Annotated in this window: 21 protein-coding genes, 1 tRNA gene and 1 other RNA gene; 10 read left to right on the forward strand and 13 right to left on the reverse strand. The window is 72.5% G+C overall.

The features are described 5' to 3' along the window. The first annotated feature begins 37 nt into the window (after positions 1-37). Complete coding sequence (locus VF139_08825; GenBank protein ID HEX6851502.1) at positions 38-796, forward strand: phosphodiester glycosidase family protein; 759 nt, start codon at positions 38-40, stop codon at positions 794-796. On the opposite strand, the gene truA is transcribed toward VF139_08825, so the two are convergent. From truA to rnpB, 3 genes are all read right to left on the reverse strand, one after another. Continuing rightward, positions 783-1,538 (reverse strand): tRNA pseudouridine(38-40) synthase TruA, encoded by a 756-nt coding sequence (gene truA, locus VF139_08830; protein HEX6851503.1) that lies wholly within the window; start codon positions 1,536-1,538, stop codon positions 783-785. The genes VF139_08825 and truA overlap by 14 nt on opposite strands. Next, positions 1,535-2,458: an LD-carboxypeptidase gene (locus tag VF139_08835; protein HEX6851504.1), complete on the reverse strand. Its 924-nt coding sequence runs from the start codon at positions 2,456-2,458 to the stop codon at positions 1,535-1,537. Before VF139_08835 ends, truA begins: the two co-directional genes overlap by 4 nt. 23 nt (positions 2,459-2,481) lie before the next feature. Beyond that, an RNA gene (gene rnpB / locus VF139_08840) (RNase P RNA component class A) lies at positions 2,482-2,880 on the reverse strand. Between the two features lie 23 nt (positions 2,881-2,903). Here rnpB and VF139_08845 point away from each other — a divergent pair. Beyond that, complete coding sequence (locus VF139_08845) at positions 2,904-3,680, forward strand: RNA methyltransferase (protein ID HEX6851505.1); 777 nt, start codon at positions 2,904-2,906, stop codon at positions 3,678-3,680. Here the strand turns inward: VF139_08845 and VF139_08850 are convergent. From VF139_08850 to VF139_08880, 7 genes are all read right to left on the reverse strand, one after another. Next, the gene (locus VF139_08850; GenBank protein ID HEX6851506.1) at positions 3,664-6,033 is read right to left on the reverse strand and encodes a PAS domain S-box protein; all 2,370 of its coding nucleotides are present in this window, start codon (positions 6,031-6,033) and stop codon (positions 3,664-3,666) included. The two genes, VF139_08845 and VF139_08850, sit on opposite strands and share 17 nt — an antisense overlap. Before the next feature lie 2 nt (positions 6,034-6,035). Then, on the reverse strand, positions 6,036-7,373 hold the full coding sequence (locus VF139_08855; GenBank protein ID HEX6851507.1) for a bifunctional diguanylate cyclase/phosphodiesterase: 1,338 nt from the start codon (positions 7,371-7,373) through the stop codon (positions 6,036-6,038). Position 7,374: 1 nt separating this feature from the next. Continuing rightward, positions 7,375-7,770, reverse strand: a complete 396-nt coding sequence (locus VF139_08860; protein ID HEX6851508.1) for a response regulator — start codon at positions 7,768-7,770, stop codon at positions 7,375-7,377. Next, positions 7,767-8,435: a PilZ domain-containing protein gene (locus VF139_08865; GenBank protein ID HEX6851509.1), complete on the reverse strand. Its 669-nt coding sequence runs from the start codon at positions 8,433-8,435 to the stop codon at positions 7,767-7,769. The genes VF139_08860 and VF139_08865 overlap by 4 nt, the downstream gene beginning before the upstream one ends. Positions 8,436-8,586: 151 nt before the next feature. After that, positions 8,587-8,662, reverse strand: a tRNA-Gly gene (locus tag VF139_08870). 22 nt (positions 8,663-8,684) lie between these two features. Further along, positions 8,685-9,794, reverse strand: a complete 1,110-nt coding sequence (gene mnmA, locus VF139_08875; GenBank protein HEX6851510.1) for a tRNA 2-thiouridine(34) synthase MnmA — start codon at positions 9,792-9,794, stop codon at positions 8,685-8,687. A 10-nt stretch (positions 9,795-9,804) separates the two neighbouring features. Then, positions 9,805-10,938: a cysteine desulfurase family protein gene (locus VF139_08880; protein ID HEX6851511.1), complete on the reverse strand. Its 1,134-nt coding sequence runs from the start codon at positions 10,936-10,938 to the stop codon at positions 9,805-9,807. A 118-nt stretch (positions 10,939-11,056) separates the two neighbouring features. Here VF139_08880 and ileS point away from each other — a divergent pair, with 118 nt between their 5' ends. From ileS to VF139_08915, 7 genes are read left to right on the forward strand one after another with little or no spacing between them, the layout of a single operon-like run. After that, positions 11,057-13,915: an isoleucine--tRNA ligase gene (gene ileS / locus VF139_08885; protein ID HEX6851512.1), complete on the forward strand. Its 2,859-nt coding sequence runs from the start codon at positions 11,057-11,059 to the stop codon at positions 13,913-13,915. Beyond that, positions 13,912-14,457: a signal peptidase II gene (lspA, locus tag VF139_08890; GenBank protein ID HEX6851513.1), complete on the forward strand. Its 546-nt coding sequence runs from the start codon at positions 13,912-13,914 to the stop codon at positions 14,455-14,457. Before ileS ends, lspA begins: the two co-directional genes overlap by 4 nt. Positions 14,458-14,464: 7 nt before the next feature. Beyond that, positions 14,465-15,286 (forward strand): prolipoprotein diacylglyceryl transferase, encoded by an 822-nt coding sequence (locus VF139_08895; protein ID HEX6851514.1) that lies wholly within the window; start codon positions 14,465-14,467, stop codon positions 15,284-15,286. After that, positions 15,283-16,245, forward strand: coding sequence for an RluA family pseudouridine synthase (locus VF139_08900; GenBank protein HEX6851515.1), 963 nt, complete (start codon positions 15,283-15,285; stop codon positions 16,243-16,245). The genes VF139_08895 and VF139_08900 overlap by 4 nt, the downstream gene beginning before the upstream one ends. Further along, complete coding sequence (locus tag VF139_08905) at positions 16,242-17,087, forward strand: DUF2520 domain-containing protein (GenBank protein HEX6851516.1); 846 nt, start codon at positions 16,242-16,244, stop codon at positions 17,085-17,087. Before VF139_08900 ends, VF139_08905 begins: the two co-directional genes overlap by 4 nt. 28 nt (positions 17,088-17,115) lie before the next feature. Beyond that, complete coding sequence (locus VF139_08910; GenBank protein ID HEX6851517.1) at positions 17,116-17,703, forward strand: hypothetical protein; 588 nt, start codon at positions 17,116-17,118, stop codon at positions 17,701-17,703. 10 nt (positions 17,704-17,713) lie between these two features. After that, positions 17,714-19,141, forward strand: coding sequence for a beta-N-acetylglucosaminidase domain-containing protein (locus VF139_08915; GenBank protein ID HEX6851518.1), 1,428 nt, complete (start codon positions 17,714-17,716; stop codon positions 19,139-19,141). Here the strand turns inward: VF139_08915 and VF139_08920 are convergent. After that, positions 19,138-20,304, reverse strand: a complete 1,167-nt coding sequence (locus VF139_08920) for a hybrid sensor histidine kinase/response regulator (GenBank protein ID HEX6851519.1) — start codon at positions 20,302-20,304, stop codon at positions 19,138-19,140. The two genes, VF139_08915 and VF139_08920, sit on opposite strands and share 4 nt — an antisense overlap. Then, positions 20,301-22,265, reverse strand: a complete 1,965-nt coding sequence (locus VF139_08925) for an ATP-binding protein (GenBank protein HEX6851520.1) — start codon at positions 22,263-22,265, stop codon at positions 20,301-20,303. Before VF139_08925 ends, VF139_08920 begins: the two co-directional genes overlap by 4 nt. A gap of 250 nt (positions 22,266-22,515) precedes the next feature. Between VF139_08925 and VF139_08930 the strand changes: the two genes are divergently transcribed. Next, entirely contained in the window at positions 22,516-22,926 is a 411-nt protein-coding gene (locus tag VF139_08930) for an OsmC family protein (GenBank protein ID HEX6851521.1), read from the forward strand. Positions 22,927-22,929: 3 nt separating this feature from the next. Here VF139_08930 and VF139_08935 read toward each other — a convergent pair whose 3' ends face one another. After that, the gene (locus VF139_08935) at positions 22,930-23,706 is read right to left on the reverse strand and encodes an inositol monophosphatase family protein (GenBank protein ID HEX6851522.1); all 777 of its coding nucleotides are present in this window, start codon (positions 23,704-23,706) and stop codon (positions 22,930-22,932) included. Positions 23,707-23,714 lie beyond the last annotated feature (8 nt).

Genomic DNA, 23,714 nt, shown 5'->3' on the forward strand with positions numbered 1-23,714 from the left:
GCAGCCTCCTCCGACGACCCATCGTATCCTGAACGGGATGCTCGCCTCGATTCTCGCCGCCGCGTCCCTCGCCGCAACGCCGGCCTGGACGCCGGTCCAGCCGGGGGTGGAGTACGCGGTCCTCCCGCTCGAGACCGGCTCGCCCGAGGTCGTGCACGTGGTCCGCGTCGCGCCGGACCGCGCCCGCCTCGCCGCGCGCTTCGCCTCGGCCGGACCGAGCCGCGCCCGCACCGCAGCGGCCTGGTGCGACGAGGAGGGGCTCGCCGTCGCGATCAACCTCGGCATGTACCAGGAGGACCTGCGCTCCAACGTCGGCTACGCCCGCGCGGACGGCCACGTCAACCACGGACGTTGGGTGTCGTCGTACAAGTCGGCGCTCGCCTTCGCGCCGAGGCGGAAGGGCCTTCCCCCCGCGGCGATCGTCGACCTGGACACCCCCGACGCGCGCCGCAACCTCGAGGACTACGACGCGGTCGTCCAGAACCTCCGGTTGCTCAAGTGGCCCGGCGTCAACGTCTGGGCTCAGGCACGCGAGCGTTGGGCCGAGGCGGCGATCGCCGGCGACCGCGAAGGGCGCATCCTCTTCCTGTTCGTGCCCACCGCGCACGCGATGCGCGACCTCAACGCGAAGCTCCTCGCCCTGCCGCTGGGCATCGTGCGCGCGATGCACGCGGAGGGCGGGAGCGAGGCGAGCCTGTCGATCCGGGCCCCAGGGTTGAAGGTCGACCTCTCGGGCTCGGGAGGCGGCTCGCAGTGGCCGATCCCCAACGTGCTCGGCGTTCTCAAGGCCCGGTAGGGCCGTATTCCACCGACTCGAGGCACAACCCTCTCGCCGGAGCGGTGGGGCCGGCGCGCGCGCGGTCCCGCGACGCGAGGACCTCCGACACGAGGGCCGGCGACGCCGCGCCCCGCGCGATCTCGAGGATCGTCCCGACGAGGTTGCGGACCATGTGCGTCAGGAACCCGTCGGCGCGGAAGACGAACGCCACGCACGCCGGCCCGACCTCCAGGCGCGCCTCGGACAGCGTGCGCACGCGATCCTCCACCTCGCACGCCGCCGCGGTGAACCCGGTCCAGTCCCGGGTCCCCGGAAGACGCGCGAGCGCCTCGCGCGCGGCGTCCAGGTCCATCGCGTACGGGTGGTGCAGCGTGAAGCGGCCCGTGAACGGATCGCCCCACCTCGATCGATCGAGCGTGTAGCGATACGTCTTCGCCACGGCGGAGAGCCTGGCGTGGAACGTCTCGGGCACGGTCGCGACCGAGATCGGCCGCAGGTCGCCGGGAAGCAGCGCCGCGAGCCCCTTCGCAAGCACGGCGTCGTCGAGCCGCGCGCCGACGAGCGCGTCGGCGACCTGCCCGCGCGCGTGCACGCCGGCGTCGGTGCGCCCCGCCCCGCGTGTCCTCACGGCGGCCCCGCCGTGCAGGCGCGACAACGCCTCCTCGAGCGTCCCCTGGACGGTGCGCGCGGCGGGCTGGACCTGCCAGCCCCGGTAGTCGGTCCCGTCGTAGGCGAGGTCGATCCGGACGCGGCGGCTCAACGCGAAGGCTCGAAACGCACCGACCGGCGCTTCGTGTCGATCGCGACGCGCCCTCCCATCGGAAGGGTCCATTTGCCGCGGCGGTGGCCGCTGGGGACCCCCGCCACGACCGGGACGCGAAGCCGCGAGAGGCGCTCGCCGAGCACCGATTCGACCGGCACGTCCGGCGGATACGCCCGCCGCGCCGGCGGGGCGTCGAAGTGCCCGAGCAACACCCCCGCCACCCGTTCGAGGACCCCGGCGTGCGCGAGGTGGGTCAGCAGCCGGTCGACCCGATAGGCCTCCTCGCCGATCTCCTCGAGGAAGAGCACGGCGCCCTCGAAGCGCGGCGCATCGCGCGTCCCGAGGAGGTGGGCGAGCACGGTCAGGTTCCCCCCGACCAGCGGGCCGGACGCGTTTCCCTCGACGAGCACCTGCGACCGCGAGGGGCGCCACGTCTGGTCCCGACCGGCGAGCGCGGCCCGCAGGGACGGCTCGTGCCACGCGCCGTCGGTCGCGAGGTCCGCCACCGTCGGGCCGTGCAGGCAACGCGCCCCGGCGCGGCGCGACGCCGCGGCGAAGAAGGCGGTCAGGTCGCTGAATCCCACGAAGACCTTCGGATGCCGCGCGAGCGATCGCCAGTCGATGGCCCCGAGGATCCGGGCGGTCCCGTAACCGCCGCGCGCGAACCAGACCCCCGCGAGGTCGGCATCGCGCAGGGCCGCGTTGAGGTCGGCGACGCGGTCGCCGTCGGAGCCGGCGAGGTAACCCTGGACGTCGCGGGCGTGCGGCGCCGGGACGGGAACGAACCCCATCCGTCGCAGACGGACCAACCCGGCGTCGAGAAGGTCGGGAAGCACCCCGAAGCCGGTGGCGACGACCGCGATCCGGTCGCCGCGCCGAAGCAGGGCAGAAGGTCCGCCACCCGCCGTCCCGGCCACGCGGGACGGACGGGCGCGGTGGCCACCGTTGTCGTTCATAAGCCGAATTCTGTACCCCTGGATGGAGGGGCGACGGTCATTCCTCTAGGAGCGGCGTCTCCGCCGCCCTCCAGCAACCAACCCGGGAGCTTCGGCCGGGCCAGCCTCGAACGCTCCCCTATTCGGTCTTGCTCCGCGCGGGGTTTACCGAGCCGCCGCCGTTGCCGCCGGCGCTGGTGCGCTCTTACCGCACCGTTTCACCCTTGCCGCGTGCGCCGTGAGGCTCGTCGCGCCGTAGCTCGCGACGAAGCGCACGTGGCGGTTTCCTTTCTGTTGCACTTTCCGTCCCGTTACCGAGCCTGGGGGTTACCCAGCGCGCTGCCCTTCGGAGTTCGGACTTTCCTCCCCGGCCCGAAAGCCGCGGTGACCGCCCGAACGACGACGATGACGCGTCTAGTATACGACCGTGATCTCCCGCGGACATCCGCTCGTGAAACGACTCCGCGCCCTCCGGGACGATTCCGCCCGCCGCATCGAGGAAGGGGTCTTCGTGGCCGAGGGGATCCACCTCGCCGGGGAGGCGCTCCGGTCGGGCGCGTCGATCGAGACCGCCCTCGTCGCCCCGGGCCTCCGGGACGACCGGCTCCGCTCCGCGCTCGTCCGTCGCGCCGAGCGGTACGAAGAGGCGCCGGACGACCTGCTCGGCGCCCTCCAGGACGCCCGCGCGGCCCAACCGGTCCTCCTGATCGTCCGCCGGGAGGCGATCGCCCCTCGCGACGGGGTCCCGCTCGTGGTGGTCGCCGTCGGAATCCAGGATCCGGGCAACCTCGGCACCCTGTTCCGCTCCGCCGATGCGGCCGGGGCGACCGAGCTCGTCGCCTGCGGCGGCGCCGACCCGTATCATCCGCGCGCGGTGCGCGCGACGATGGGCGCGATCTTCCGGCTCCCGTGCTCCCGCGCCCCGTTCGACAGGACGGCCGCCGCGCTCGGCTCCCGCGGGGTGCCGCTCGTCGGCGCGGAGGCCGCCGGAGAGGTCGACTACTGGGCGTTCGACTGGACGCCGCCGGTGGCGATCGTGCTCGGCGGCGAAGGGTCGGGTCTGGCCCCGATCCCGCGCGACGCCCTGACGTCCACCGTGCGCATCCCGATGCGCGAGGGGATCGAAAGCCTCTCGGTCGCAGCGGCGGGGGCCGTGCTCCTGTTCGAGGCGGCGCGGGTGCGCCGGCTCACGACCGGCGGATGATGCGGAACCGCGCCCGGCCCTGGGTGGAGGCCGGGGGCGTGGGCTCGGAGGGGCGCACCTCCGAAGGGGCCGGGGGCGAGTCGACCGGCGATTCGCGGGGCGAGGGGCTCTCCTCGGCGGGCCCCACCGCCAGCGGCAGGGTGAACCGGAACGACGTCCCTTCGCCCAGCCGGCTCTTCGCCTCGATCGAGCAGCCGTGCAGCCGCAGGATCCCCTGCACCACCGCGAGCCCGATCCCCGATCCGCGTCGCGGCCCGCTCGGCGATCCGGCCGCCTGGTAATAACGGTCGAAGATCGAGGCGAGCTCCTCCTCGGCGATCCCCATGCCGGTGTCGTGGATCTCGATCGTCGCGAACCCCGGATCGCCGCGCTGCACCAGGATGTCGATCCGCCCTCCCTGGCGGTTGAACTTGACGGCGTTGCCGAGGAGGTTCAGGAAGACCTGGACGATCTTGTCGCGGTCGGCGCGCACCTGGAACCGGCCGTCGGCGAACTCGCGCGAGACCTGGACCCCCTTCTGGGTCGTCGCCTCGCGCAGCAGCTCGACCGCCTCGTCGACGAGCGGCTCGAGGGGGAACACCGAGAGATGGAGCGACTCGACCTCCCGCTCCATGCGCGCGAGTGCGAGCAGGTTGTCGATCAGCCCGATGAGGCGGTCGATGTTGCGCAGCGACAGCTCGAGCCCGCGCGTCTGCTCGGCGTTCACCGGTCCGAGGCGCCCCTTGAGGATCATCTCGGTGAAGCCCCGGATCGACACGAGCGGCGTCTGCAGCTCGTGGGACATGCTCGCCAGCAGGTCCGACTTCATCGCGTCGAGCCGGCGCAGCTCCTCGTTGACGCGATGGAGGTCCGCTTCGCGGCGGACCACGTCCTCGTGCTCGGCCTTCATCTCGCGGTAGGCCGCCTCGAGCTCCTCCTTCCCCCGGCGCAGCGCGTCCGCCGACGCCGAGAGCGATCGCTCCGACGCGGCGGTGGCGGAGAGGTCGCGCAACACGAGCACGCGGCCGTCGAGCGCGCCGCGGCGCCCGCGCAGGGGCGCGAGCATCGCCTCGAAGGCGCGACCGTCCTCCGCCTCGATCCGCACGCGCGCCGGATCGGTCGGATGCGAGAGGATCAGCCCCGCGAGGCTTCGCCCGGGCTCTCCACGCGCGGTGAGCCGCCGCACGAGCTCGTCCTCGGAAAGGCCGAGGACGTCGGACTTCTCCAGCCCCGCGAACTCGAGGAAGGCGCGGTTGGTCATGCGCACCACGCCCCCGGACGGCGCGTCGGCGACGACCACGAGCCCCTCGGCGGCCGCCTCGACGACCTCGTCGAGGCGGGCCTCGTTGTGGCGCAGTTCCGCCTCGAGCCGCCGCTCGGCCGTCTCGTCGAAGAGGACCGCGAGCACGACGGCCTCGTCGTCGTGGCGCGCCGAGGTGAGCGCGGCGCGCACGCGCGCGGCGGGGAGGCCGCCCCCGTTGAGCAGCGTGAGGCGGATGGACTCGCTCTCCCCTTCCTGCGCGCGCTCGAGCCGGGCGACCGCGTCCTGGAAGACCAGCACGTCGGAGGTCGCCACGCGATCGCGCAGGCGCAGCCCCGCGACCTCGGCGGCCGACAGCCCGAACAGGCCGCCGAGCGCGGCGTTCCCGTACACGACGAGCCCGCCCCGAAGGACCGCGACCGCGGCCGGGAGTCCCTCGACGAGGCGGCGGTACCGCTCCTCCGACGCCCGAAGCTCCGCCTCGAGGCGCGTCTCGGCGGTGACGTCCTGCACGACGATCACGAACCCGGTGGCGTCCCCGGCGGCCGGGCGCGTCGGGCGCACCGTGACCCTCGCGGGGAAGGTCGATCCGTCCTTCCTCCGGAGCCCGTAGCGCCCCTCGATCCCCTTCTCGCGGAGGTTGCGGCGCGCGAGCTTCGGGAGGATGTCCTTCCAGCCGGTGTCGTCGAAGAGCACCGACAGGGACCGGCCGACCAGCGCGTCGGACTCCCAGCCGAACATCGTCGGAGCGCCGCCCCCGAGCGCGCGGATGTCCCAGTCGGGATCGGTCGCCAGCACCGCGTATTCGCGGGCGGTCTCGAGAATCGCCCGCAACCCGTCGTCGGCATGTTCCGCCTGCTGCAGCCGGATGCCGACGTCCTGTCCGAGCCGGTTCACCGCGTCCGCGACGAGCGCGAGCTCCGAGCCGGGCTCGAGCTCGACGCGCGAACGGGTCTTGCCGGAGCGGATCTCCTCGATCGCGGCGACGATGTCCCGGAGGTCGCGCCGCTGGCGGACCCGGGCGGTGATCGCGAGCAACGCCGCCGCGCAGGCCATCCCGCACGCCGCCGCGAGGACCGCGATACCCGCGAGCCATCCGGCCGGGAGTTCCATCGTCAGTGCCCCGCCGCCGGTCCGCCGGCGAAACGTCCCACCGGTCCCGGAAGCGCGAAGAGATAACCCTGCCCGTACGAGGCCCCCGACCGGCGCAGCGCGTCGGCCTCCGCCTCCGCCTCGACCCCAACCGCGACGACGGGGGCGCCGATCCGCGCCGCGGCCTGGACGATCGAGGTGAACAGCTCGCGCTTGATGAGCTGCTCGTGGATCCCCCGGACCAGGCTCGCGTCCACCTTGAGGTAGTCCGGCCGCAGGGTCTCGAGGGCGAGCAGGCTCGCGTACCCCGTCCCCACGTCGTCGAGCGCCAGGCCGAAGCCGATGCCGCGCAGCTCCTCGCAGGATCGCGCGAACTCCTGCGGCTGCTGCCCGAGGCTCCGCTCGGAGACCTCCAGAACGACGTCTTGCGGTCGCCGCGAGGCGGAATCGAGGAGCGCCGCGACCGCGCCGCGTTTCCAATCGGGGTCGGCGAGCGAGGTCGCGAGCACGTTGAGGAACAACTTCTCGCCGCCGCCCATCGCCACCGACGCCCGCAGCGCGGCGGAGCGGCACAGCCGGTCGAGATCGGCGCCGGCGCCCATCCGTCCGGACAACGCGAACATCGCCCGCGGCATCTCGAGCGGGCTGCCCTCCGGCCCGCGCGTGAGCGCTTCGAATCCGAAAACGCTCCGGTCGTCGAGGTCCACCACCGGCTGGAAGAGGACGGAGATCGACTCGTCGCGGAGGATCCGGCGCAGCTCGGCTCGGGTCGCGTGGTCCCGGCGCTGCTCGCGGCGCCGGTGCTGCGCGCGCGCCTCCTCGACGGCCTGCTGCACGCGACGCTCGAACCGATAGAACGGGTTCTCGCTGAGCAGCGACCAGCCCGCGCGGAACTCCAGGCGCGGCGAGATCCCGGCGAGGTCGTCGTCGTCGTCGAACGCCTGCTCGAGCCGCGCGCGCATCAGCCCCGCGACGCGGTCGAGCCACGGGCCGTCGGCCTCGGCTCCCTGCGGCCCTTCGGGGAGGAACACGACGAAGCGGTCCCCCGGGACGCCCGCGACGGCGATCATCGCCCCCGGCGGAAGCTCCACCCCCACGCTCTCACGCAGCGTGTCGCTCGCCCGAGCGAGGACCCGGTCGAAGACCTGCCATCCGTACAGCGATTCGACGAGGTCGAGGTTCGTCGCCTCGACGTGCACGACCCCGAGGTGGCGCCGCTGGTCGAGCATCCCCCGGAGGGCGTCGACGAGAAGCGGGTAGGCCGGTAGCCCCGTGTTGCGGTCGTGCAGCGCACCGCGCAGCTTCAGATAGGCGTTGCGGTAACGCTCGAGGGCCGCGTCGGCGACGCGCGGATCGTCCACGTCAGCTCCGCGCCGCGCGACGCGGGTACGATGCGAGCAGCCGCGCGACGCGGGACACGAGGTCGTCGACCGCGAACGGCTTCGTGATGAAGTCCGTGGCGCCGTATTGCAGCCCCACGGTCTTGTCGCGTACCTCCCCCTTGACCGAGAACATCGCGACCGGGAGCCCTTCGAGCTCCTCGTCCTCGCGCAGGAGCCGGAGCGTCTCCCAGCCCCCCATTCCCGGCATGTTGATGTCGAGCAGCACGAGGTCGAACGGCTCCAGGCGCGCCCGTCGCAGGGCTTCCTCGCCGCCGGCGGCGGACTGGACGTCGTACCCCGCCCCGGAGAGGATCAGCGAGGTCATCTCGCGGATCTCCTCCTGGTCGTCGACCACGAGGACGCGCGGCACGCTCATGCCGCCCCCCTCCCGCGGCTCCACCGCACGATCTCCGCGCGGTCGGAGGCCGCGAGCGTCGTGAACCGGATTCCCGCTCCGACCGGCGCCTTCTCCACCTCGACGCGCACGATCTCGCCCCTCGCGGACACGCGCGGCGCGCCGGGGATCGGGAGGGTGAACGCGAGGTCGATCCGGGCCCCCGCCTCGAGCGGGTCCCGCGTGGCGAGGAACATCCCCTCCGGGGAAAGATCGCGGGTGAAACCGCTCCCCTCCACCGCTCCCGAGCGGAACTCGACGGCGAGGGAGACGTCCACCCGCCCCTCGTCGCGCTCGCTCCACGACAGGTGTTTTCTCGCGGCATCCAGCAGGCGCGCCACGGTGATCGGCCGCGAGACGAACCCGTCGGCGAGCGACGCGTCGAGTCGCTCCTGCTCCCCGGGAGTCGCCAGGATCAGCACGGGAATACCCGGGCTCGCCTCGCGGAGGTGCGCGATCGCCGCGCCAAGCTCCGTCGCGACGTGGTGCGGGTCGAGGACGACGAGCCCCGCTCCGTCGGAGCGGAGCAGCGCGTGCGCGCGGTCGATCAACGCCTCGTACCGGACGTCGACGCCCCGCCGGGCCAGCGGCGAGCCCTCGAGCGCCGGAGCGTGGCGCGCGTCCCCGATCACGAGGATCGCCGGCATCCGTTCCCCTCGACGCGCGCGCCACACGGGTCCCCTCGACCCGCGAGCGCGCGACACCGCTAAAGTACGATGGCCTACAAGGGCGGCCAACAGGGAATTCTCGCGTCGTGACGCCGAATTTCCCGACGTCGCCGACGTCGGGTTCAAGGAGTGGAGCGGGAAACGGGATTCGAACCCGCGACCCTCAGCTTGGGAAGCTGATGCTCTACCAACTGAGCTATTCCCGCTCTCCCGGAAAGCGCGCGGAGGTTAGCGCCAAGCGCCGGTTCCCCGCAAGCCCGAAGCGATCCACCCCCCGCCGAGGACGAAGTCGCCGTCGTAGAAGACGGCGGCCTGGCCCGGGGTGATCGCCCGCTGCGGCTCTTCGAAGCGGACGTCCGCCGTCCCGTCCCCCCGATCGACCACGGTGGCGGCGACGCCGGCGTGGGTCGAGCGCACCCGCACCGTCGCGCGAAGGGTCCCGGCCGGGCGCTCGAAGGGGATCCACCGGACGCGCGCGACGACGCACCCTTCCGCGAGGAGCGACGCCTCGTCCCCGACGATCACGCGCCGCGCGGGGGCGTCGATGCCGATCACGTAGAGCCGATCCCCCGAAGCGAGACCGAGGCCCCGCCGCTGCCCGACGGTGAAACGATCGATCCCGTCGTGCCGGCCGAGGACGCGACCGCCGCCGTCCACGATCTCCCCCCCCTCGCGACCCGCCCCCGGGGCGTGGCGGCCGAGGACCTCGCGATACGACTCCCCTTCCGCGACGAAGCACAGGTCCATCGACTCCGGCTTCGCGGCGGTGGCGAGCCCGAGCGCGCGCGCCACCTCCCGGACCTCGTCCTTGGTCATCCCGCCGAGCGGGAACGACGCCGACGCCAGCTGGTCCTGCGAGAGATCGAAAAGGAAATACGACTGGTCCTTCGACGCGTCCCGCGCGCGGCGGAGGAGCGTCCGGCCGGTCGCCGCGTCCCGCTCGAGGATCGCGTAGTGCCCCGTCGCGACGCCGCCGGCGCCGACCGCCCGCGCGCGCTCGAGCAGCGCCCCGAACTTCATGAAGGTGTTGCAGCGTACGCACGGGGAGGGCGTGCGCCCCGCGGCGTAGTCGTCGGCGAAGGGAGAGAGCACGTGGCGGCGGAAGTCGTCCTCCATGTCGAGGACGTAGTGCGGGATCCCCAATCGGTCGGCGACCTGCCGCGCGTCGCGGAAGTCGTCGGGGGAGCAGCATTTCCCGTAGCGCTCCTCGACCCCCGCGAGGCGGTCGACCAGCTGCATCGAGAACCCGGCGAGCACGCTCCCCTCCCGGGCGAGCAGCGCCGCCGCCACCGAGCTGTCCACCCCCCCGCTCATCGCGGCCGCCCATCGCGTCGCCATCGGCGTCACCCTAGCAGCGCGCCGCACGCGAGGCGCGCAGCCTCGCCGCGATGCGGGGGAGAACCTCCAGCAGGCGCTCGACGTCCGCGTCGGAGGTCGACGGTCCCATCGAGACGCGCACGGCCCCCCGCGCCTCCGCCTCGTCGTACCCCATCGCGCGGATCACGTGGGACGGCTCGACGGCCCCCGAGGCGCAGGCGGAGCCGGTCGAGACGGAAATCCCCTCGAGGTCGAGGGCGATCACCAGCAGCTCCCCGTCGGCCCCGGGGATGGCGAAGTTGCTGGTGTTGGGAAGGCGGGGCGCCCCCGCGCCGTGGATTCTCACGTCGGGGACGACCGCGCGCAGCGCCGACTCGAATCCGTCCCGCAGAGGGGCGAGGTGCGCGGGGGCCGGCTCGAGGGCGGCCGCCGCGAAGGCGCCCGCGAGGGCGACGGGCTCGGTCCCGGCGCGCCGGCGCCGCTCCTGCGGCCCCCCGGTGATCGAAGGGACGAGCGTCGTTCCGTCGCGCACGACGAGCACGCCGACCCCCGCCGGTCCTCCCAGCTTGTGGGACGAAATCGCCAGCATCGCGGCGTCGCGGTACGCGTCGAGGGGAACACGCCCCGCGGCCTGGGCCGCGTCGCAAAGGAACGGGATCCCGCGCGCCCGGCACCCGCGCGCGACCTCGGCAGCCGGCTGGAGGGTCCCGGTCTCGGGATTGGCCGCCTGCAGGGCCGCCACCGCTGCACCGTCCCCCAAGGCCTCGAGAAACCTGCCGGCATCCACCGTTCCATCGCGGTCGCATGGAACCTCGACGAGAGAGAAACCCGAGGCGGCGAGCGCGCGCGCGGTCTCGAGAACGGCCGAGTGCTCCACCGCGCCGACCACGACACGGCGGGGGGACCGCGTCGCGCGGGCCGCGGCGCCGCGCAGCGCCGCGTTGATCGCCTCGGTGGCCCCGCTGGTGAAAACGACCTCGGAAGGACTGCACGCGGCGAACGAGGCCAGGGACGCTCGCGCCTGCTCGAGGGCGGCGCGCGCGCGCCGACCCTCGGCGTGAAGGGACGAAGGGTTCCCCAGCCCCGACGCGGCGGCGTCCTCCAGTGCCCGGCGGGCCGACGGCACGAGTGGTGCGGCGGCGTTGTAGTCGAGGTAGACGCGCATCGGACTCCCGGGAGGTCCCGAACCCGTGTGTTAAAGTAGCGGCCCCGCTGAGGAATTCCAAGTGTCGAAGAACGTTGAACTTAAGGGAACGGTCCACCTTCCCAGGACCGAGTTCCCGATGAAGGCCGACCTCCCGCAGCGCGAACCGAAGGTCCTCGACTGGTGGGACCGGATCGACGCCTACGGGAAGATCCGCGAGGCCAGGCGGGGGGCGGTCCCCTACGTCCTCCACGACGGCCCCCCCTACGCCAACGGGAACATCCACCTCGGTCAGGCGCTCAACAAGATCCTGAAGGACTTCGTCGTGAAGTCCCGCTCGATGATGGGGCACGACGCCCCGTACGTCCCCGGGTGGGACTGCCACGGCCTGCCGATCGAACATCGCGTGGACAAGGAGATCGGGGCGAAGAAGGCGGGGTTGGGCCCCCTCGAGGTGCGCCGCCGCTGCCGCGAATACGCGGAGAAGTTCATCGCCGTCCAGAAGGCCGAGTTCCGCCGCCTCGGCGTGTTGTGGGACCGCCGCCTCGACGCCGAGGAGGAGGCCGCGAACGCCCCGAGCCGCCGCGCGATCTACCGCACCCTCGACGCGACCTACGAGGCCGAGATCGTGCGCCAGATCGGGCGCTTCTTCACGAAGGGGGGCGTGTACTACGGCGAGAAGCCGGTGCACTGGTGTTTCTCCTGCCGCACCGCCCTCGCGGAGGCCGAGGTCGAATACGAGGACCGCACCGATCCGTCGATCTACGTGAAATTCCCGGTCCGCGGGCTCGACAGGCGCGTCCCGGCCCTCACGGGTCGTTCCGTGTCGGTCGTCATCTGGACGACGACCCCGTGGACCCTTCCCGCCAATCTCGCCGTTTGCCTGCACCCCGACCTCGTGTACGTCGCCGTCGAAACGGGCTCCGACACCTTCGTCGTCGCGGAGGGGCTCCTCGAGGACGTGCGCGCGAAGCTCGCCTGGGACGACGCCCCGGTCGTCGCCCGATTCACCGGCGGCGAGCTCGTCGGCGAGGGAGAGGACTGGGTGGGCGCTTCGGCTCCGGTGACCCGCCCGTACGGCGACGCCCCCGGAGTCCTCGTCCTCGGGTCCCACGTCACGCTCGACGCGGGCACGGGATGCGTGCACACCGCCCCCGGGCACGGCGCCGACGACTTCAACGTCGGGACGCGCTACGGCCTGCCGCCGTTCAACCCGGTCGCGGACGACGGGACCTTCCTCGCCGATCGCGTCGGTCCCGCGTGGCTGAAGGGCGTGCACGTGCTGAAGGCGAATCCCCTCATCGTCGAGGACCTCGGCGCGCGCGGCCTTTTGCTGCGACACGACCCGTACCCGCACAGCTACCCGCACTGCTGGCGCTGCCACAACCCGGTCCTCTTCCGCGCGACGCCGCAGTGGTTCATCGCGATGGAGGCCGACGCCCTGCGGGCGAAGGCGCTCGACCAGATCCACGCCGCGGCGTGGCTTCCCGCCTTCGGCGAGACCCGGATCGCCCAGATGATCCAGACGCGGCCCGACTGGTGCATCTCGCGCCAGCGCACCTGGGGCGTGCCCATCCCGGCGGTGGTCTGCGAGCGATGCCTGCCTTCCCACCCGGACGCGTTCGTTCGGGACGAGTCCTTCTTCGAGCACGTGCGTCAGCTGTTCCTCCGCGAGGGCTCGAACGCCTGGTTCGGGGCGCCGGGCCCGGACGGGAACCCGGTGGCCTACGCCTCCGCCGAGGAGCGGCTCGCGCGGATCCTCCCCTCCTCGATTGCGTGCCCGGTGTGCGCGAAGCGCGATCGCCTCGCGGTCCACGAACACATCGTGGACGTCTGGTTCGAGTCCGGGGTCTCGCATTCGGCGGTACTCGGCGCCGATCCGACCCTGCCGTGGCCGTCCGACCTCTATCTCGAAGGGCACGACCAGTACCGCGGGTGGTTCCACTCGTCGCTGCTCGTCGGGACGAACGATCGCGGGCGGGCGCCGTACCGGGGAGTGGTCACGCACGGATTCACGCTCGACGGCGACGGCCGGAAGATGTCGAAGTCGCTCGGGAACGTGATCTCCCCGCTCGACGTCGCCGGGAAACGCGGCGCCGAGATCCTGCGGCTGTGGGTCTCGATGATCGATTTCCTCGAGGACATGCGCCTGTCGGAGGAGATCCTCGATCGCAACGCCGAGGCCTACCGGAAGATCCGCAATACCTTCCGCTACCTTCTCGGGAACCTCGATGGCTTCGACGCGCGCGCCGACGCGGTCGCCTACGCCGAGCTCGAGCCGATCGACCGATGGGCCCTCCACCAGTTCGAGGGATTCCGGCGACGCGTGGTCGAGGCGTATGCCGCGCACCAGTACCACGTCGTCTACCACGAGATGAACCGTTTCTGCACGGTGACGCTCTCGTCGATCTACCTCGACATCCTCAAGGACCGCCTGTACACGGCGCCCAAGCGCTCGCGCGCGCGTCGTTCGGCCCAGACGGTGCTGTGGCGGCTCGCCTCCGGGATGGCGCGGCTGACCGCGCCGATCCTCTGCTTCACGGGCGAGGAGGTCTGGCAGGAGCTCGAGGGGCTCTCCGGCCGCGAGCGCTGGGGCACCTCCACCGTCCACGCGCAGGTCTTCCCGGAGGCGGACTCCCTCCCGGACGAACGCGATCTGGTGGAGCGGTTCGACCGCCTGTTCGTCGTGCGCGAGGAGATCTACAAGGCGCTCGAGCAGGCGCGCGCCGGAAAACGCATCGGAAGCGCGCTCGACGCGAAGGTCCGGATCGCGGGACCGCGCGACGTCGTCGATCTGCTCGCCTCGTTCGGCGCCGACCTCCGCTTCCTGCTCATCGTGAGCGGCTTCGAGCTCCTCGAGGCGCCGCAGCTCTCGGTCGAGGTCCTGCCCGCGGACGGCGCGAAGTGCGAACGCTGCCGCAACTGGACCGAGGACGTGGGCGCCGACGCCGAATACCCCACGATCTGCGGCCGGTGCGCGGCGGCGGTGCGCGCATGAGCCTCAGGGACGATTTCCGGAAGCGGCGTCTCTACTTCCTCGCCACCGCGGTCGCGGTGATCCTCGACCAGGCGACGAAGCTCGCGGCGGTCTCGTGGCTGCAGGGGAAGGGGCAGGTCCCCGTGATCCCCGGATTCCTGAACCTGTGGTTCTCGACCAACCGGGGCGGGCTGTTCGGCTACTTCGGGAACCTCGACGAGCCCTGGCGCACGATCCTGCTCGTCGGCATGCCCCTCGTGTTCGTGGTCGGGATGGTGCTGTTCATCGCCCGGACGGACGAGCCCGATCGCGCGACCCTGTTCGGCCTCGCGATGATGCTCGGAGGGGCGGTGGGGAACCTGATCGACCGCATCTTCCGCGGGGAGGTGGTCGACTTCCTCGACGTCTACGCGTCGAGCCCGAAGGTGGCCACCTTCGTCCTCGAGCGTTTCGGCACGGTTCACTGGCCGACCTTCAACGTCGCCGATTCGGCGATCGTCGTCGGCGCGGTCCTGCTCCTGGTGGACGTCTTCCGGCCCTCGAGCAAGGAAGGGAAGGGTTAGCGGCGCCGTGTTCCCCTCGATCGTCGATTTCGGCCGCGTGCATCTTCCCGTCCTGGGAGAGGTGCACCTGTTCCTGCCGACCTACGGCCTGCTCTTCGCCGTCGGCGCGCTTTTCGCCTGGTGGTGGTTCTCGCGCCGTGCGGCCGGCATGGGTCTTCCGAAAGAGCCGGTCTTCAACCTCGGGTTCTACAGCCTGCTCGGCGGCATCGTCGGCGCGAAGCTCACCCTGTTCGTCGTCGAGTGGCGCCACTACCTCGCCCACCCCGGCGACGTCCTCACGAGCTTCCGCTCCGCGGGGGTGCTGATGGGCGGCGTGGCCGTCGGTGCGGGGGCCTTCGTGTTCTACGCCCGCCGCCACCGCCTCCCGGTGCTCCCGCTCGCCGACGCGATCGTCGCTCCGCTCGCCCTGGCGCAGGCCCTCGGCCGCCTCGGGTGCTTCAGCGCCGGGTGCTGTTACGGCACGCCGACCGACGCCTGGTTCGGCGTGACCTTCACGAACCCCGACGCCTACGCGCAGACGGGCGTCCCCCTGGGGGTGCCGCTCGTTCCCACGCAACTCCTCGAGGCCGGCGGCGATCTCCTGATCGCGGCGCTTGCGACCTTCCTCTGGCGACGGCGCGACGGGCGAGGCGACGGCGCGATCCTCGCCGTCTATCTCGTGACCTACGCGATCCTGCGCGCCACGATCGAGATCTGGCGCGGCGACGAGGTCCGCGGCGTCTGGTTCGGCGGTCACGTCTCGACCTCGCAGCTGCTCTCCGCCCTTGCGGTCGCGGTCGGCGTCGGGCTGTTCGCGCACGCCCGCCGCCCGCGGGCCTCCGGGGCGTGAGCGCGATCCGGACCTTCGAGGCCGCGGGCGCGGCGCCGGGAGTGCGCCTGGATCGATTCCTCGCCGACGCCCTTCCCGAGTTCAGCCGCGCGTTCCTCCAGCGATGCATCGCGGACGGTCGCGTGTGCGTCGACGGAAAGGCCGTCACGAAGTCCGGTACGCCGCTCAAGGGGGCGACGTCGGTCGTCGTCGACCTGCCGTCCGCCCCCCCCGACCCCCTCGCGCCCGAGGCGATCCCCCTCGACCTCGCGTACGAGGACGCGCACCTCGCCGTCGTCCTCAAGCCCGCCGGCCTCGTCGTCCATCCCGGGCACGGCCGCCGCACGGGGACCGTCGTCCACGCCCTGCTCGGGCGCGGAATGCCCCTGGCCCCGGCGGGCGGGCGCGATCGCCCCGGCATCGTCCACCGGCTCGATCGCGAGACGTCGGGACTGCTCGTCGTCGCCAAGACCGACGAGGCCCACCGCGCCCTCACCTCGGCCTTCGCGAACCGGAAGGTGAAGAAGACCTACGTCGCGCTCGTGTGGGGCCGCCCCGACCCGGAGGACGGCACGCTCGACCGCGCCATCGGCCGCTCGCGCTCGGACCCCACGAAGATGAGCGTGCGCGTGCCGCGCTCGCGGGCCCGAGAGGCCACCACGATCTACCGAACCGTGGAGCGACTTCCCGGATTCACGTTGCTGAGCATCGATCTCGTGACCGGGCGGACCCACCAGATCCGCGTCCACTTCGCGTCGATCCATCACCCGGTCGTGGGCGACACCCGTTACGGCGGCAACCCCTGGAAATCGCTCCGCTCCCCCGCCGCGCGCGCCGCCGTCGGCTCGTTCCACCGCCTCGCGCTCCACGCCACCCGCCTGGAGCTCGACCATCCCGTCACCGGCGCGCCGCTCGCGTTTGTCGCCCCGATGCCCGAGGAGCTCACGCGGCTCCTCGAGGTGCTGCGGGATCCGTCGTGAAGCGCGCGAAGAAACCGGCGATCGCCGTGATCGGGTCCGGGCGCGCGGCGACGGCCGTGCTCGCGCATGCGGCGCGGCGCCGCATCCGATCCGTCCCGCTCGCCGAGGCCGAATTCGTCGTACTCGCCGTCTCCGATCGCGCGATCGGAGTCGTGGCCCGACGCCTGGCGCGCGAGGTGCCCACGGGGTGGGCCGGGAAAACGGCGATCCATCTCTCCGGGGCGCTCGGCCCGGAACCTCTCGAGCCGTTGCGGCGTCGCGGCGCCAGGGTGGGCGCTCTGCACCCGCTCACGGTCTTCGCGCACGAGCCGTCCCCCCGGGGCCCGCGTTGGCATCGACTGGACGGAGACGCGCCGTTCCGCCGGGCCGCGCGCGCCCTGGCGAAGGCCCTCTTCCCGGACTCGGAGGAGCTTCGCCCGCGCCGCCCGCTCGGCCCGGAGGGCCGGGCGCGGTACCACGCCGCGGCGGCGCTCGTGGCCAACGACCTTGCCGCGCTGATCCGCGACGGCGTGACGCTGTTCCGGTCCGTCGGCCTGCCTCGCGCCCGGGCCGAGCAGGCCCTGGGCGACCTCGCCTCCGACGCCACCCACGCGATCGTCGAAGGCGGCTTGCGCCGCGGCCTCACCGGCCCCGTCGTCCGCGGCGACGTGGGCACGGTGGAGCGCCATCTCGAAGCCCTGCGTGAGGTCGATCCGGAGATCGCCGAGGTCCATCGGGTGCTCTCCCTCCGCCTGGTACCGATCGCCGTCGAGGCCCGGCGGATCACGGCGTCCCAGGCGGCCGCCCTGCGCTCGGTGCTGCGCCCCCCCGGTGGTGGCCCGCGCCGAGGTCGCGGCGTATAGTCCACCGGCCTTCTCGGAGGACCCCCCGATGTCCCGTGGCTCCGCCTTCGTCGCCCTCGTTGCGGGAGCGCTGCTCCTCGCCCCTTCCGGGTTCGCCCCGGCCGCCGCGCAGTCCGAGTTCCACGGCAAGACGGACGTCTACCGCGGCGAACCGACCTCCGAGGGAACCTGGAGCGGCTCCTGGATGTACGTGAGCCGTGACCAGCGCTGGGCGCTTTGGCTTCGAGAAGGCCCGAAGGGAAAGGTCGAGGCCAAGCTCCAGTACCAGGCGCAGGGGGCTCCCGAGACGTTCGAGACCGACTGGACCGGGACGTCCGAGTATTACCTCGGCGGAACCCCGGTGAAGTTCGAGCTCAAGCTGACCCGGACGACTCCGGAGAAGCTCGAGGGGTCGTGGAACTGGGTGGCGTCCTTCCCCGACTCGGAACGGATCGAAACCGCCCAGGTGTCGCTGTACCGCGTCGCCTACGGCCGCTCGCTCGTCCTCGACTTCGGCAAGGAGTTCACGCGCATCGTCCGTCGCGGCGCGCGGGAGACGAAGACGACCCCCCTGGCCGCCTGGGGTTTCACGAAGGTGTCGAAACGCCACGTCTCCTGGGACGAGATGCCCTGGTAGCGCCGCGCCGGTGAGCCGCGTTCGTCCCGCCCTCGCTCCCCTTGTCTTCGCGCTCCTGCTCTTCGCCGTCTCCTCGGCCGTCCACGGCGGCTTCGAGCGCCGCTGGGCGAAGCTGGGAGGTGCGCCCGGAACCCCCGCGGTCGACGCCCACGTCGCCTTCGCGCTGAACGAGGGGTTCAACGGCTTCTTCGTGTATTCGCACCAGGCCGGCGCGTGGACCGCACGACAGGCCCCCGACGGCCCCTTCCTGACGCCTGCGTTTCGCGCCTTCGCCGCCCGCTGCCGGGAGCGCGGGATCCCGCTCCTGGTCTCCATCAACCCGGTCGCCGACGACGGGGGGGGGTTCGTCTTCTCCGAAACGGACGGAGAGCGCCGGATCCTGCGCTTCGTCGCGCTGCTCCGCGCGGAGGGGGTGCGCGAGATCGTGTTGTCGTTCGACGACCAGCCCACGCGCCTCACCGAGCTGCGCGACGTGTTGCGGTACGGGTTTCCCGCGGCTCCCGCCCACCTCGACCTCACGCGGCGGGTCGCGCGGAGGCTTCGCCGGGACACGACGCTGTGGCTGTGCGCCTCGGCGTATTGCGACCGCCATCTCGGGGTCGGCTCGACGCCCTACGCGAAGGCGTTCCTCTCCGGCCTGAAGCGCCTTCCCGCGGGAGTCGGCGTGGTCTGGACGGGTCCGACCGTCGTCTCCCCGACGATCACGCGCGAGGACCTGGCGCGCACGCGGGAGAGACTGGGCGGACGCCGCCTGCTCCTGTACGACAACTACCCCGTCGACGACGATCCGGGCGACGCGCTCGCCGTTCCCCTCGGCCCGATCCGCGGCCGCGGTCCGGACCTCCACCTCGAGGCGGCCGCCTACCTGCACTGCCCGATCTCGAGGCTCGGCGCGAATCGCCTCGCGATGCTCACGGTCGCGGCGTGGCTTCGCGACCCCGCGCGGTACGTCCCCGAGGCGGCGTGGAAACGCGCGCGCGAGCTCCTCGCGGGGAGCGATCCCGCCGCGCGGACCGCCCTCGAGACGCAGTCGCTCGAGTGGGGCGCCTGGGTCGACAGCCGATTCTGGAGCGTGCGCGAGAGGGAGAATCCCGAGACGGCGGCGGCCGCCCTGGGAGATCCCGTCGCCCTCGACCGCTGGACGTGGGTAGCCGCGCGTTACCCGGACCGGATGGCCGCGCTCGGCGCGATCGTCGATCGCCCGTTTCGGGACGACCTGCTCGACGTCATGTCACGCCGGCTCGCCGTCGCCCGGGCGCTTCCGCTCGCGGAGGAGTACCGCGCGCGCAGGGCCGCCGGTCGGCCCGACGCCTCGGCGCTCCTCGACGCGCTCGACACCGAGCGTGCGGCGCTCGCGGCCGACCCCGGCGCCAGGGCAGCCCTGGAGCGCACCCTCGCGCACGCGGCGATCCCGCTGCGGCCTCTAAAGGGCCCCTAGGCCCCGGCCGCCGCCGCCGCGGGGGCTTCCATCGCCGGCAGGATCGTCCGGAACAGCGCACCGCCGCCGGGCGCGGCGTCCACCCAGATCGTGCCCCCGTGGGCCTCGACGGCCAGGCGGCAGAACGTCAATCCCAGCCCGCGGTTCCCCCCGAGCCCCGCCTTGCGCAGCTCCAGGCGCGCGAACTTCTCGAAGACCCGCTCGCGGTGCTCCTCCGGGATTCCGGGCCCCTCGTCGGCGACGTCGATCGAAACCCCTTCCTCGCAGGGCGCCAGACGCACGGTCACCCGCCCCCCCCGGTTCGAGTGGTCGATGGCGTTCGCGAGGAGGTTGTCGAAGACCCGGCCGAGCACGGAGGCGTCCGCGCGGATCGGGCACGGCAGCGCAGCATCGAGGACGAGCACGATCTCGCGTTGCCGCGCCGCCCCCTCGGCGTCCTCGATCGCGCGCCGGGCGACGACGACGGCGTCCGCGTCCTCCAGGCGCAGCAGGAGTTTTCCTTCCTCCAGGCCCGCGACGTCGAGGAGATCGAGGATCATCCGGTGCATGCGCGACGCTCCCGCACGGCAGCGCATCACGAGATGGCGCGCGTCGGCGTCGTCGATCCTCCGCTCGAGCAGGTCGAGGTTCGCGGCGATCGCGGTGAGCGGGTTCTTCAGGTCGTGCACGAGCGTCTGCGCGAGCGTCTCCTTGAGCGCTTCCATCTCCTCGAGGGCGCGGTTGCGCAGCGCGAGGTCCGCCCGCGCGCGGTCGAGCTCCCGCATCAGCCGGCGCGCACGCAGGAGCGAGCGCACCTTCGCCAGGAACTCCTCGCGGCGCACGGGCTTGCTGATGAAATCGTCGGCGCCCGTGTCGAGCCCCTCCACGCGGTGCGGCGTCCCGTCCAGCGCCGTCACGAGGACGATCTGGACCATCCGGGTCGCGGGGTCGGCCTTGAGCATGCGGCAGACCTCGAGCCCCGAGATGTCCGGCATCATCACGTCGAGGAAGACGATGTCGGGCACCCGTTCGCGCACCGCCGCGATCGCGGATCGTCCGTCGGGGGCCAGTCGCACGGCGTGGCCGGCCGCCACGAGGTACTCCTCGAGCAGCTTGCGGTTGCGCGGGTCGTCGTCGACGACCAGAAGGTCGGCGGCTTCGCTACGCGACGGCTGGGAGCTCATGCGACACCCTCCAGATAGGCGGCGACCTGGGACGGGAAGGTCGACAGGCGGATCGGCTTCGTGAGGTACCCCTCGCACCCCGCGGCGCGGGCCCGACCCTCGTCGATCCCGGCGGCGTGCGCGGTCAGCGCGACGATACGGACGCCCGCGGTGCGCGCGTCGCCCTTGAGGCGACGCGTGACCTCCAGACCGTCGAGGCCGGGAAGCTGCAGGTCCATCAGGATCAGGTCGGGAAGCTCCAGCGCGACGACTTCCAGGGCCTCTTCGCCGGTCTCGGCCTCGAGCACCTCGAACCCCCGCGAGCGCAGGACGTTGCGCGCGAGCTTGCGACTCACCTCGTTGTCCTCGACGACGAGTACGCGCGGCACGCGGGCCCGCGCGGCGCGGGGGGCCTCGTCCGGAGCGACCGGCGCGGGAGCGGAGGCGCGGTCGCGCTCGGGGAGATCCGGGACGTTTCCCGCTCCCGCGCACGACGGGAACCGGCAGACGAACGTGGAGCCCTCGCCGGGAGCCGAGCGCACGCCCACGCTGCCGCCGTGCATCCCCACCATCGTGCGCACGAGCGCCAGACCCAGGCCGGTCCCCTGGTACTTCCGCGCGTACGAGCCGTCCACCTGGTGGAACTCCTCGAAGATGCGCGCGAGGTGCTCGGCGGGAATCCCGATCCCGGTGTCCTCCACCTCCACCACGAGATCGTCCCCCTCACGGAACGCGCGGGCCTCGATCCGCCCCCCTTCCGGGGTGAACTTCACCGCGTTGCTGAGCAGGTTGACGAGGATCTGGCGCGCGAGCTTGGGGTCCACGTGGACGACGCCGACGTCGGACGCCGCGTGGACCTCGAAGCGGAGCGACTTGCGCTCCGCCTGCACGCGGAGGATCGCCGCGGCCTCGCGCAACACCTCCGCGAACGACACGAAGTCGCGCTGCACCTCGAGCTTGCCCGCCTCGATCTTGGAGAGATCGAGAATGTCGTTGATGAGCTGCAGCAGGTGCTCCCCGCTGTCGCGGATGTCGGCGAGGAATCCCTTCTGGCGCGCGGTCAGGTTGTCGAAGTCCGGCCCCGCCAGGTACTCGGAGAAGCCGATCACCGCGTTGAGGGGCGTGCGGAGCTCGTGCGAGACGTTCGCCAGGAACTCGCTCTTGGCCTTGGACGCCTCCACGAGCTTGCGGTTGGTCTCCACGAGCTCGGAGGTGCGCTCCGCGACTTTCTTCTCGAGGTCGGCGTTCAGGCGCTCCACCTCGTCGATCCGGCGCTCGCGCTCCGCGATGCGCTCCCGGTGCGTCTCGTAGAACGCGACGAGGAGCCAGCACGGCGGGATGCCCAGAGCCAGGCTCCACGCTCCGAACGCCTCGAACAGCGCGAGGAGGACCGTCGCCAGCGACAGCCCCGCGAAGTACGACGCCGCGCTCCACAGGAAGCCCTCGCGCCACACGTCGAAGAACGACGACCCGCGCTCGAGGGAGATCGCGATGGAGAGCAGCCCCGTGTTGGCGAGGAAGTAGACCACCGCGGCGGCGGTGAGCGGCCAGAACTCCGCGAGCAGGGCGCCCCCCGGCTCGCCTCCGGCGACTCCGTACGCCCACGAGGCCATCGTCGCCGTCAGCATCACGGAGGCGACGTTGAACAGGAAGCGATGGCCGATCGTCGGTCGTTTGCGCCCGAGCAGCAGGCCGGCGACTCCGGCCACCGCGGTGAGCACCGCCTCGAGCGGTCCGAGACCGGCCAGGGCCAGGAAGACGAACGGGTGCGTCGCCGTGAACGAGCTCCGGAACGCGGGGATGGAGACGGGGCGCGACCCCGCGAGCGCGGCGAGGGCGGCGACGAGCGCCGTCGCGAGCGGATCGTCGACGCCCCCCGACGACCACGTCGCCCACGTGCTCGCGGCTGCGAGCACGGCGAGCGCCGCGATGTAAGCGTGCAGCAGCCCCCCGCCCCCGGGCGGGTGCCCCTCGTCGTTCACTCGGACTCCTCCCGTGCCTGCTCTCGAGGCCGGAGGCTGCATTTCTGCAAGATCGATTCCGGATCCGAAGCGAAGGGGAAAAGGAGGTCGCTCCCTCCGCTTCGTGGTTTTGTTCGCGGTATTCGGCACTTCGGAGGCCGTTCGCGGTGTCGCGCCGCGACCGTCGAGCCGACAACGGATGTCGGGCGCGGAACGGCCGATTTCGTTATCGTGACCGCTCCGTCCAAACCGCAATGCCTGGAGGAGGGCGATGTCCGTCGTCATCGACTGTCGCTACGAAGGCGACTTGCACTGCACCGCGGTCCACGGCCCGTCGGGCGACCGCATCGTGACCGACGCACCCGTCGACAACCACGGCAAGGGCGAGCACTTCTCGCCGACCGACCTCGTCGCCGCCTCGATCGGCGTCTGCGCGCTCACGATCATGGGAATCGCCGCGCGCCCGCGCGGCATCGACATCACCGGCGCGACCGTCCGCGTCACCAAGGAGATGGGGGCGACCCCGCGGCGCCACATCGCGAAGCTCACCGCCGTCTTCCGCCTCCCCGCGCGACTCGACGCCCGGGAGCGCGCGCTGATGGAACAAGCCGCCAGGAGCTGCCCGGTGCAGGCCTCCCTCGGCGAGCTCACGCGACTCGAACTGGTGTTCGAATACGCCTGACGGCTAGAACGCCCTGAGCGTCGCCAGCACGTGGTCGTGGAGCACGCCGTTCGTCGCGATCGCGTGATCGCCGAGCGGGACGACGTTGCCGTCGAGGTCGGTGAAGCGCCCTCCCGCCTCCTCGACGAGGATCGCGATCGGCCCCAGATCCCAGGGCCGCACCCCCGCCTCGATCCACGCGTCCGCCTTTCCCTGGAGGAGCATCGCCGCACCGGCGAGGTCGCCGTAGCAGCGGGACGACGCGGCGGTCGCGACGAGCGCGCGCACGCCGTCGCCGAACGGGGGCGCGAGCAGCCAGCGCAACTCTCCGAGGCTGAGCGTGGCCTGCTCCCAGCCGGCCACCGACGAAACGCGAAGGCGCTCCCCGTCGCGCCACGCGCCGAGCCCGCGGCCGGCCCAGTAGAGCTCGCCGAGCGCCGGAAGGGCCATCGCCCCCGCCAGCACGACCCCGTCCCGCTCGTAGGCGACGAGGGGGCCCCAGAAGCTCCCGCCGCGGGCGAACCCCTTCGTTCCGTCCAACGGATCGACGATCCAGCGGTCGCGCCCCGCCCCGGCGGAGCCGCTCTCCTCGGCGAGGGTCGCGTGCTCGGGGAACACGCGACGGATCACGTCGAGGATCGCCGCCTCGGCGTCGCGGTCCGCCTGGGTCACCGGCGAGCGGTCGTCCTTGAGATCGACCGCGAGGTCCGTACGGAATCGACGGAGGGCCGCGGAGGCGCCGGCCTCGACGGCGAGGCGGGCGGTGTCGCAAGCCAGGGCGACGTCGGGGTCGGCTCGCATCGGAACCC

It is taken from the genome of Candidatus Polarisedimenticolaceae bacterium, assembly GCA_036376135.1.
Lineage (GTDB): Bacteria > Acidobacteriota > Polarisedimenticolia > Polarisedimenticolales > DASRJG01 > DASVAW01.

What these genes read in the sequence shown, in the direction of transcription:
- VF139_08865 (HEX6851509.1), bottom strand. Translation starts at nt 8,435, where the DNA reads ATGCCGGCGATCCTCGTGATCGGGGACGCGCGCCACGCTCCGGCGCTC.
- VF139_08910 (HEX6851517.1), top strand. Translation starts at nt 17,116, where the DNA reads ATGTCCCGTGGCTCCGCCTTCGTCGCCCTCGTTGCGGGAGCGCTGCTC.
- mnmA (HEX6851510.1), bottom strand. Translation starts at nt 9,794, where the DNA reads ATGGCGACGCGATGGGCGGCCGCGATGAGCGGGGGGGTGGACAGCTCG.
- VF139_08825 (HEX6851502.1), top strand. Translation starts at nt 38, where the DNA reads ATGCTCGCCTCGATTCTCGCCGCCGCGTCCCTCGCCGCAACGCCGGCC.
- VF139_08930 (HEX6851521.1), top strand. Translation starts at nt 22,516, where the DNA reads ATGTCCGTCGTCATCGACTGTCGCTACGAAGGCGACTTGCACTGCACC.
- VF139_08860 (HEX6851508.1), bottom strand. Translation starts at nt 7,770, where the DNA reads ATGAGCGTGCCGCGCGTCCTCGTGGTCGACGACCAGGAGGAGATCCGC.
- VF139_08935 (HEX6851522.1), bottom strand. Translation starts at nt 23,706, where the DNA reads ATGCGAGCCGACCCCGACGTCGCCCTGGCTTGCGACACCGCCCGCCTC.
- ileS (HEX6851512.1), top strand. Translation starts at nt 11,057, where the DNA reads ATGAAGGCCGACCTCCCGCAGCGCGAACCGAAGGTCCTCGACTGGTGG.
- VF139_08850 (HEX6851506.1), bottom strand. Translation starts at nt 6,033, where the DNA reads ATGGAACTCCCGGCCGGATGGCTCGCGGGTATCGCGGTCCTCGCGGCG.
- VF139_08920 (HEX6851519.1), bottom strand. Translation starts at nt 20,304, where the DNA reads ATGAGCTCCCAGCCGTCGCGTAGCGAAGCCGCCGACCTTCTGGTCGTC.
- lspA (HEX6851513.1), top strand. Translation starts at nt 13,912, where the DNA reads ATGAGCCTCAGGGACGATTTCCGGAAGCGGCGTCTCTACTTCCTCGCC.
- VF139_08880 (HEX6851511.1), bottom strand. Translation starts at nt 10,938, where the DNA reads ATGCGCGTCTACCTCGACTACAACGCCGCCGCACCACTCGTGCCGTCG.